The sequence below is a fragment of the Pseudoduganella sp. genome (assembly GCF_041914865.1).
Taxonomy (GTDB): Bacteria; Pseudomonadota; Gammaproteobacteria; order Burkholderiales; family Burkholderiaceae_D; genus Rugamonas.
In genome coordinates, this window is record NZ_JAYSCO010000011.1 from 21238 (window position 1) to 27612 (window position 6375).

Genomic DNA, 6375 nt, shown 5'->3' on the forward strand with positions numbered 1-6375 from the left:
CCTCCGCGATTGCTCGATACAGCCATCATAGACCAATAGTTCCGCGTGGAAACTATCCAATAATCGCGCCGGTGCAAAAAAATCAGGCAAGCGTGAAACCGGCCCGTGAGAACGGCAGCTCGCTCACGCGCTTGCCGGTTGCAGCAAACAAGGCATTGGCCACTGCCGGCGCCAGCGGCCCGACCGCCTCCTCGCCGATGCCGCCCGGCGCCTCGCCGCTGTCCACCACGGTGATATCCATGGGCGGGGTTTCCGCCAGCGACAGCAGGCGGTAGTCGGTGAAATTGGACTGCTCCACCGCCCCTTCCCTGACCGTGATCTCGCCGTAGAAGGCCGCCGTCAGCGCGAAGATATTGCCGCCCTCCACCTGGCCGCGCACATTGCGCGGGTTGACCGCAATGCCGCAATCGACCACCGTGGTGATGCGGTGCAGCTTGACGCGCGAGGCCGGGTCCACTGACAGCTCGACCACCTGGCCAATATAGCTGCCATTGGCCCAGGTGAAGGCCATGCCGAGGTGGCGCCCCGGCGCGCGGTCGCCGCGCCAGCCCGAACGCGCTTCCAGCAGGTCCAGCACGGCCCGTTCGCGGCTGCCCGGCTTCATCATGGCGCGCCGGTAGCCGAAAGCGTCGTGCTCCGACATGCGCGCCAGTTCATCGACAAACGATTCGGAGGCAAACACATTCTGCGAACCGGCCACCGAACGCCAGTAGCCGAGCGGTACGCCCGCCTCCACGGTGGTGACGCGGCGCAGCAGGGCGGGGATGGTGTAGTACTGGCTCATCGGCACGCCCAGCGGACTGCGGTCGAACGGCTTGGCCGCCGCCTTGTCGGCGCCGAAGCGCGAGTAATTGAAGATCGAATCGCAGGCCCAGTCCACGCGCATGGCCTGGATGGCGTATTTGCCGTCGACGTGGGCGCGCATGCGCAGCGCCACGGCGGGACGGTGGTAGCCGTGGCGCATGTCCTCCTCGCGGCTCCAGGTCAGCTTGACCGGCACGCCTGCCTCGCGCGCGATCAGCGCCGCCTGCACCGCGAAGTCGGGTTCGATGCGGCGGCCGAAACCGCCGCCGCTCAGGGTGGTGTAGATGGTGACCGCTTCCGGTGGCAGGCCGAGCGCCTTGCACACATTCTCCTGCGCGGTCTGCTGGGTCTGGGTCGGCAGCCACAGTTCGGCCTTGCCATCCCTGACGTGGGCGGTGCCGTTCATCGGCTCCATGGTGGCATGCGCCAGCAGCGGCACGGCGTAGGTGCGTTCGATCACCTTGCTGCCCCTGGCGCTGGCCGCACTGTAGTCGGCCAGGATGTCTTCCGCCTTTTTCGTGCGCGGCACCACCAGTTCGCCGTCTTTCTGCAGCGCCGCATGCAGGCTGGCCATATAGGCCGCGCTGGTGTGCTTGCTGGCCGAGCCCAGGTCCCATTCCGGCTTGAGCGCATTGACCGCCTGCTGCGCGCGCCAGGTGCTGTCGGCCACCACGGCCACCGCATCGGCCAGGCGCACCACGCGCTTCACGCCCGGCTTGGCCAGCGCCGGCTGCGGGTCGAGCGCCGCCAGCTTGCCGCCGAAGTGGGGACATTGCAGGATCGCCGCGTACAGCATGCCAGGCAGCCTGACGTCGATGCCGTAGACGGCGCTGCCATCGACCTTGCCCGGCAAGTCCAGGCGCTGCTGGTCCTTGCCGATGAAGCGCCAGCGCTCCTTGAGCATGAGCGGCGGATCGGCCGGCACCGGCTGCGCCGCCGCGCGCGCGGCCAGCGTGCCGTAGGCCAGGCGGCGCCCGCTGGCGCGGTGCACCACGTAGCCGGCATCGGTATCGCATTCTGCAGCGGGCACGCGCCACTCGGCCGCCGCCGCGCCGACCAGCATGGCGCGCAGCTGGGCGCCGGCCTTGCGCAGCGGCGCGAACTGGTGCGACACGCCCCCGCTGCCATAGGTCGAGAACTCGCCCCAGCCGGGATTGATGAAACGCTTCTCCAGCGGCGCCATCTCGACGCGCACGGTCTTCCAATCCAGGTCCAGCTCATTGGCCAGCATCTGCGCGATGGCAGTGCCGGTGCCCTGCCCGATCTCGCTGGTGTTCGACAAGACCGTGGCGACGCCGTCGGGCGCGATGCGCACCCAGCCCGGCACAGGGAGGGGCGCGGCCGGCGCAGCGGCTGCCGCGCCGGCGCCGTCCTGGCCGGCGGCGAAGGCGCGCCCGGCCGGCGCGATGGCCACCAACACGCCGCCGGCGGCCAGGGTCTTGAGGAAATCGCGGCGGGCGCTCATGCTGCATCCTCCACCTTCATGCCCGCCGCGCGGCGGATCGCGCGCCGCACGCGCGGATACGTGCCGCAGCGGCACAGGTTGGTCATGGCCGCCTCGATCTGCGCATCGCTCGGCTTGGGGTGGGACTTGAGCAGCGCCGTCGCCGCCATCAGCATGCCCGACTGGCAGTAGCCGCATTGTGGCACCTGCTCCGCGATCCACGCCTTCTGCAGCGCGTGCGAACGGTCCGGCGCCAGCGCCTCGATGGTGCGCACCTTGCCCTTGCCCACCGCGCTGACCGGCATCACGCAGCTGCGCACCACCTGCCCGTCGATATGCACGGTGCAGGCGCCGCACACGCCGGCGCCGCAGCCGTATTTGGTCCCGGTCAGGCCCAGCGTGTCGCGCAGGACCCACAACAAGGGCGTGTCGCCCTCCACGTCCGCCGTGCGGGCGGCGCCATTGATATGCAGTTTATAAATCATTGTCTCCCCCATAAGGTCGGGCTAGGTTAGCACCCGCGCCGCGCCCAAAGTTAAGGCGACCTTAAGACGAAAAAAAGCCCGCGCTTGGCGGGCTTTTTCTGCAGGCTGCGCCGGCTTAGCGCTTCAGCACCAGGGTGCCTGGCAGCGAGTGCAGGTAGGCAGCGATATCGGCGATGTCCTTGTTGGACAGCGGCTTGACCTGGCCCACCATGATCGCGTTGGAACGGCCGTTCGGCGCGTCGCCACGCTTGTAGGCGATCAGCGCGTGCTCCAGGTAGTCCTTGTGCTGGCCGGCCAGCTTAGGGTAGCTCGGGTCGATCGGGGAGTTGTAATCCTTGCCGTGGCAGGCGGCGCAGCTGTACTTCTCAGCCAGGGCCTTGCCGTTGGCGATATTGCCGCCGGCGCTGGCGCTGAAGGAAACGGCGGAGCAGAACAGGGCGATAATCAGTTTTTTCATGGTTCCAGGCCTCATTTCTGCTGGGAGTAGTAAGCGGCGATGTCGGCGATGTCCTGGTCGGACAGGCTGACGGCGATACCCTTCATGGACGGATGCTTACGCTCGCCCTTCTGGTAGCCCTTCAACGCGTTTTCAATGTACTTGGCAGACTGGCCGCCGATCTTCGGCACCTGGAACACTTCTGGGAAAGTCGCTTTATAACCTGGGATCGCATGGCAACCGATGCACATCTCGATCTTGCCTTTTGCGTTCTTGGCGTCGCCGACGATATCCGCGGCTGCGGCAGCCTGCGCTACGGCGGCCAGCGCGAGGAGTGCGAAGATTTTTTTCATCATAGTGTGGGCTTTAATCAGTTGTAATCGAATACTGCCAAGCGCAAAAAAGATGGCTATCGCGCCCTCAACCTGCGATTTTACCTTACAAGTTGGACAAACGTCCATAATATGGATCTAGCATATACTCAATATGTATACAATTTGACTGGAAGACCAATGCAAGCACCACAGCGTTTCGAAGGTTCCGACAACTACGTCGCCACCAATGACCTGAAACTGGCGGTCAACGCCGCCCTGACCCTGCAGCGCCCGCTGCTGATCAAAGGCGAACCGGGCACCGGCAAGACCATGCTGGCCGAAGAAGTCGCGGCCGCCCTCGACATGCCGCTGATGCAGTGGCATATCAAATCGACAACCAAGGCCCAGCAAGGCCTGTACGAATACGACGCCGTCTCGCGCCTGCGCGACTCGCAGCTGGGCGACGAGCGCGTGCGCGACATCCACAACTACATCGTCAAGGGCGTGCTGTGGCAGGCCTTCACCGCGCCGGAGCCGGTGGTGCTGCTGATCGACGAGATCGACAAGGCCGACATCGAATTTCCGAACGACCTGCTGCGCGAACTGGACCGCATGGAATTCTACGTCTACGAGACGCGCGAAATGGTGCAGGCCAAGCACCGCCCGCTGGTGATCATCACCTCCAACAACGAGAAAGAGCTGCCGGACGCCTTCCTGCGCCGCTGCTTCTTCCACTACATCAAATTCCCGGACAAAGACACGATGGAAGCCATCGTCAAGGTGCACTACCCGCACTTGAAGCAGGAGCTGCTGGCCACCGCCCTGCAGTCCTTCTACGAAGTGCGCGACGTGCCGGGCCTGAAGAAAAAGCCGTCCACCAGCGAATTCCTGGACTGGCTCAAGCTGCTGATGGCCGAAGACATCCCGCCCGAAGCCCTGCGCAGCAAGGACCAGAAAGCCATCGTCCCACCGCTGCACGGCGCCCTGCTGAAAAACGAGCAGGACATCCACCTGTTCGAGCGCCTGGTATTCATGTCGAGGACCAACCGCTGATGGACGCCCCAACCCCGGTCACGCTGGAGCTGAACGGCCTGCGCCTGGAGCCGCTCGGCGCGCAGCACGCCGACGCCCTGCGCGACGCCGCGCGCGACGGCGAGCTGTGGAAGCTGCGCATCACCTCCGTGCCCGAACCGCAGGAGGTGGAAACCTACATCGCCAGCGCCCTCGACATGCGGCCGGGCCGCCTGGCCTTCGCCGTGGTGGAAGCGGTGAGCGGCCGCGTGCTCGGCACCACCAGCTACCACGACATCGTGCCCGCCATCGACCGCGTCGAAATCGGCTACACCTGGTACCGCCGCAGCGTCCAGCGCACGCACGTCAACACCACCTGCAAGCTGTTGTTGCTGGCGCACGCCTTCGACACCCTGGGCTGCGCCGTGGTCGGCTTCCGCACCGACAACTTCAACCACGCCTCGCAGGCCGCCATCGAACGCCTGGGCGCCAGGAAAGACGGCGTGCTGCGCCACCACGCCAAGCGGCGCGACGGCACCGTGCGCGACACCGTCATGTACAGCATCGTGCGCGGCGAATGGCCGGAAGTGAAGGCCCAGCTGCTCTACCTGCTGGCACGGAGGGCATGAGATGCTGATCGACTTTTTCTTCACGCTGAAAGACGCCAAGATCCCGGTCACGATCAAGGAATTCCTCACCCTGCTGGAAGCGATGGAAAAGCAGGTGTTGCAGCCATCGCTGGACGACTTCTACTACATGAGCCGCCTGTGCCTGGTGAAGGACGAAGCCAACTACGACAAGTTCGACCGCGCCTTCGGCCAGTACTTCAAAGGCATCAACGCCGTCTTCGACACGACCAAAGAGATCCCGCTCGACTGGCTGCTGCAGCGCATGAAGCGCGAGCTCACGCCCGAGCAGATCGCCGCGCTGGAAAAGTTCGGCTACGACAAGCTGATGGACCGCCTGAACGAACTGCTGAAAGAGCAGAAGGAACGGCACGAAGGCGGCAACAAATGGATCGGCAGCGGCGGCACCTCCCCGTTCGGCAACGGCGGCACCAACCCGGAAGGCATCCGCATCGGCGGCAAGGGCGGCAACCGCACCGCGGTGAAAGTGTGGGAGCAGCGCACCTACAAAGACTACGACGGCGAACGCGAACTGGGCACGCGCAACATCAAGGTCGCCCTGCGCCGCCTGCGCAAGTTCGCGCGCGAAGGCGCCGCCGAAGAACTGGCGCTGGACCAGACCATCCGCGCCACCGCCAACAACGCCGGCTACCTCGACATCAAGATGCAGCCCGAGCGCAAGAACAACGTTAAGGTGCTGATGCTGATGGACGTCGGCGGCACGATGGACGACCACATCGAACGCGCGGAAGAACTGTTCTCGGCCGCCAAGACCGAGTTCAAGAACATGGAGTTCTACTACTTCCACAACTGCGTCTACGACTACCTGTGGCGCAGCAACCGGCGCCGCAACGCCGAACGCTTCGCCACCTGGGACGTGCTGCGCAAATACCCGCCCGACACCAAGGTGATATTTGTCGGCGACGCCACCATGAGTCCCTATGAAGTGCTGCAGCCCGGCGGCTCGGTCGAATACAACAACGAAGAAGCCGGCGCCGAATGGCTGGGCCGCTTCACCAGCCACTTCCCCAAATTCGTCTGGCTCAACCCCGAGCCCGAAGGGCTATGGCAATACCGGCAATCGATCGCCGTGATCAAGCAGATCATGCAGAACCGCATGTTCCCCATCACCATCGAAGGCCTCGAACGCGCCATGCGCACCCTCAGCAAGTAAGCCCCCCGGCCGGCAAAATGTCCACTTTGGGGTCAGGAAGAAATGTGGACATTTCCTTCAGAAATGTCCACATTTCTTCCT

7 protein-coding genes are annotated in these 6375 nt (G+C 64.8%); 3 read left to right on the forward strand and 4 right to left on the reverse strand.

Going from position 1 to position 6375, the window contains the following annotated elements; translation table 11 throughout:
• Positions 1-82: 82 nt before the first annotated feature.
• The 4 genes from ACE3TQ_RS07665 to ACE3TQ_RS07680 all read right to left on the reverse strand — a co-directional run bounded on the left by ACE3TQ_RS07665 (position 83) and on the right by ACE3TQ_RS07680 (position 3522).
• A complete protein-coding gene (locus tag ACE3TQ_RS07665; RefSeq protein ID WP_374581432.1) occupies positions 83-2269 on the reverse strand; it encodes a molybdopterin cofactor-binding domain-containing protein in 2187 nt (728 codons plus the stop codon).
• Complete coding sequence (locus ACE3TQ_RS07670) at positions 2266-2733, reverse strand: (2Fe-2S)-binding protein (protein ID WP_374581433.1); 468 nt, start codon at positions 2731-2733, stop codon at positions 2266-2268. The genes ACE3TQ_RS07665 and ACE3TQ_RS07670 overlap by 4 nt, the downstream gene beginning before the upstream one ends.
• A gap of 115 nt (positions 2734-2848) precedes the next feature.
• Positions 2849-3190 carry a cytochrome c gene (locus tag ACE3TQ_RS07675; protein WP_374581435.1) on the reverse strand — a complete coding sequence of 114 codons (342 nt, stop codon included), beginning with the start codon at positions 3188-3190 and terminating at the stop codon, positions 2849-2851.
• A gap of 11 nt (positions 3191-3201) precedes the next feature.
• Positions 3202-3522 (reverse strand): cytochrome c, encoded by a 321-nt coding sequence (locus tag ACE3TQ_RS07680; protein ID WP_161023933.1) that lies wholly within the window; start codon positions 3520-3522, stop codon positions 3202-3204.
• Between the two features lie 159 nt (positions 3523-3681).
• On the opposite strand from ACE3TQ_RS07680, the gene ACE3TQ_RS07685 reads away from it, so the two are divergent.
• From ACE3TQ_RS07685 to ACE3TQ_RS07695, 3 genes are read left to right on the forward strand one after another with little or no spacing between them, the layout of a single operon-like run.
• Positions 3682-4536 carry an AAA family ATPase gene (locus ACE3TQ_RS07685; protein WP_374581436.1) on the forward strand — a complete coding sequence of 285 codons (855 nt, stop codon included), beginning with the start codon at positions 3682-3684 and terminating at the stop codon, positions 4534-4536.
• Positions 4536-5123: a GNAT family N-acetyltransferase gene (locus ACE3TQ_RS07690; protein ID WP_374581437.1), complete on the forward strand. Its 588-nt coding sequence runs from the start codon at positions 4536-4538 to the stop codon at positions 5121-5123. Before ACE3TQ_RS07685 ends, ACE3TQ_RS07690 begins: the two co-directional genes overlap by 1 nt.
• Before the next feature lies 1 nt (position 5124).
• Positions 5125-6294: a VWA domain-containing protein gene (locus ACE3TQ_RS07695; RefSeq protein WP_374581438.1), complete on the forward strand. Its 1170-nt coding sequence runs from the start codon at positions 5125-5127 to the stop codon at positions 6292-6294.
• Positions 6295-6375 lie beyond the last annotated feature (81 nt).